Below are 3178 nucleotides of genomic sequence, written 5' to 3' on the forward strand. Positions count from 1 at the left end.
GCGCGGCTCAAGGTGCACCCGCGCGACAACGCCGCCAACGCCGCCACGCTCGCCCGCGCCGAGCGCTGCTATGAGATGTTCCTGGGCGACGAGCGCGAGCGGATCGGGCGCATGGTCACCGATTTCCAGGCGGTGCTCGACCGGCAGGAGCCGCACGCGATCGCCGACGCGCGAGGCCGGCTGGAACAGGCGCTCGACGCGCTGGAGGGCGAGCGCTTCCTGTGAACATCTGGCGGACGCTGGGCATCGCCGCGACGACGGACGAGCTCGCGATCCGCCGCGCCTATGCCGCCCGCCTCAAGGCGATCGACCCGGAAGCCGATCCGGCGGCGTTCATCGCGCTGCGCGACGCATTCAGCGCGGCGCGCACGCGGGCGCGGCGGGCTTCCGAAGAACACCGCCTCCCCGGCGCAGGCCGGAGCCCGGTAGCACAAGGTCCCGACACGCTGGGCGACGCTCCGCCATCCAACGCGCCGCGACGGGGCCCCGACCGGGGAGGCGAGGAAGAAGCCGCGCCCCCTTCAGCCAGTCCGCCACGCTGGCTCGCCGACCTCGACGCCGTGAACCGCTTCGTCACCGGCGATGCCCCGCGCGACGATCCAGCCGTCGTCGCGCACCTCGAACGCGTCCTCGCCGACGACGCGATGGCGCAGGTCGATCATGCCGCCACGATCGAGCGCTGGGCGGTCGACCTGTCGGTGCGCTTCATGCCGCGTTCCGACCCGGTGATCCGGCTGGCGGGCGCACGCTTCGGCTGGCCGGCACAGGCGCGGGGGTGGAACTGCCCCCCCGCCGTTCGCCAAGCCGTCGGCCGGGCGGCCGACATGGCTTGGCGTGACCGGCTGGGAAGCACCGAGATGCGCAGCGATGCCGCCGCAACCAGCTGGCGCGTGCTCACCCGCCTTGCCGACCAGCCGCCGCGGTCGCGCTTCGCCCGCGCGGTGGAAGCCTGCCTGCGGGCGATCGACGCGCGTCACCCGACCGTGCGGCTCGATCTCGACCCCGTCACGGTGCACGCGTGGGAGGCGATGATCGAGGACCGGCACCAGCGCCCGGTCGCACGCCTCGGCCGCCGCCTCGCCACGGGTCCGCGCGCGCTCGCGGCCTGGTTGCGCCGGCCGGTGCTGCGCGTCGGTCGCTGGACCTTCAGCCCGCTGCGCCTCCTGTTCCCGATCTACCTGCTCCTGCAGATCGCGCGGTGCGCCGCGTCCGGCTGAACGTTGACCCCGTCGACGCCGCGCGTCATCCTCCCCACCAACGGGAGAGGGCCTGCATGACCAAGCACCTGATCTGGGCGCTGCTCGCCACCGCCGGGCCGGCGCTCGCGCAGGTGGCATCGACGACGCCGGTCATCGCGCTGTCTGCGCAGGGGGACGTGTCCGTTACCATCTATCATGACGACCTCGCGCTGATCCAGGACACACGCGACCTTGATCTGGCGGCGGGGCGCGTACGGCAGGACTTCCCCGACGTCAGCGCCGCGATCCGACCGGAAACGGTGACACTGGGCGTCGCCGACGCGACCGTGGTCGAGCAGAACTTCGACTACGACCTGCTCACGCCGGCGTCGCTGATGGAAAAGGCGGTGGGCGAGACGATCACGATCGTGCGCACCAATCCCGGCACCGGCGCCGAGACGCGCGAGCGGGCGACCGTGCTCGCGGTCAATGGCGGCGTGGTGCTGCGGATCGGCGATCATGTCGAGGTGCTGCGCGACGATGGCCTGCCCGCGCGCGCGATCTTCGACCGGGTGCCCGAGACCCTGCGCGCGCGACCGACGCTGTCGGTGACGCTCGCCTCGACCCGCGCGGGCAGGCGGCCGGCGACCTTGTCCTATCTGTCGCGCAAGCTGGGCTGGGTCGCCGACTATGTCGCGCTGTTTGACGCCGCCAAGGGGCTGATCGACGTTCAGGGTTGGGTGACGCTCAAGAACGAGACGGGCACGACCTTCGCCAATGCGCACGTGCTGCTGGTCGCGGGCGATGTCGCCGGCGGCGATGAAGATGGGGGCGAGGACACGCCGCGCGCCGCGATCCGTGCCGCCGGCACCGAGACCGCCGGTCGCGAGCAGCTGGGCGACTTATACCTTTACCCGCTGCCCGGCCGCACCACGATCGCCGACCAGCAGACCAAGCAGGTCAGCTTTCTCGACGTGCACGGCGCCCCCGCGACCAGCGCCTATGAGTATCGCAACGACTGGCTGGGCACCAAGGCCGAGCCCGAGAGCGCGGCGAGCGTGCTGCGCTTCTCCTCGGCCAAGGCCGGCGGCCTGGGCGACGCGCTGCCGGCGGGCACGGTACGCGTCTACCAGCGCGACGCACGCGGCCAGGCGCAGTTCACCGGCGAGAGCGCGATCCCGCACACGCCGCAGGGTTCGTCGATCGGCTTGCGCACGGGCGACGCGTTCGACGTCAAGGTCAAGCCGACGGTCGCGGAACGCACGCGGCTGGGCGGCGGCCGCTGGCGCACGCGGATGACGTACCTGCTGACCAACGCGCGAGCCAAACCGGTGACGGTGGACCTGGTGCAGGCGGGGTTGGATTGGATCGTCGGCGCGACCGAGATCACGGCGGAGAGCCTGAAGAGCGAGCGCCGCGATGCGGACAGCGCGGTGTGGCATGTCGTTGTGCCCGCCAACGGGTCGACGACGGTCACCGCCAGCTTCGACACGCGCTATTGATAGTGCCCTCCACCCTCCCCGGCACCCCTCGCCTCCCCGGCGAACGCCGCGGCCCAGCTCAAACGAAGCGGCGCTTCGCGCCGACACTGGGCTCCGGCCTTCGCCGGGGAGGCGGGGTATTGGCGGCGCTCCTGCTGACTCAGGCGTCCGCGCAGGAACGCGCGACCATCACCTCGCCCGGGCCGGCGAGCGTCGCGGTCACCGTGTATCGCGCGGCCGACGGCAAGGCGGCGCTCGATCTCGACTGGCTGGGCGGCTACGCGCTCGTCACCGAGACGCGCACCGTCCGGCTGCCCGCCGGGCCCGCGACGATCCGCTTCGACGGCGTCGCGGGCGGCATTGTGCCGGCGAGCGCGATCGTCACCGGCCTGCCCGGCGGGGTGATCGAGAAGAACCGCGACGATCGGCTGCTCTCGGCCGCCGCGCTGGTCGACGGGACGCTCGGGCGGCGCGTGACGCTGACCCGCACCGATCGCGCGAGCGGGGCCGTGCGCGTCC

At 72.8% G+C, this 3178-nt stretch carries 2 protein-coding genes and 2 pseudogenes; all 4 read left to right on the forward strand.

Features of this window, described 5'->3' with window-relative positions; all coding sequences use genetic code 11:
• Positions 1-225, forward strand: a pseudogene (locus HUU95_RS12130) (molecular chaperone HscC); the annotation flags it as partial.
• Positions 222-1217 carry a hypothetical protein gene (locus HUU95_RS12135; protein ID WP_174280340.1) on the forward strand — a complete coding sequence of 332 codons (996 nt, stop codon included), beginning with the start codon at positions 222-224 and terminating at the stop codon, positions 1215-1217. The pseudogene HUU95_RS12130 and the gene HUU95_RS12135, both read left to right, overlap by 4 nt.
• A 56-nt stretch (positions 1218-1273) precedes the next feature.
• Positions 1274-2680, forward strand: a complete 1407-nt coding sequence (locus HUU95_RS12140) for a DUF4139 domain-containing protein (protein ID WP_174280341.1) — start codon at positions 1274-1276, stop codon at positions 2678-2680.
• A 119-nt stretch (positions 2681-2799) separates the two neighbouring features.
• Positions 2800-3178: pseudogene (locus HUU95_RS12145) on the forward strand (DUF4139 domain-containing protein); the annotation flags it as partial.

Source organism: Sphingomonas bacterium (assembly GCF_903643065.1).
Lineage (GTDB): Bacteria > Pseudomonadota > Alphaproteobacteria > Sphingomonadales > Sphingomonadaceae > Sphingomonas.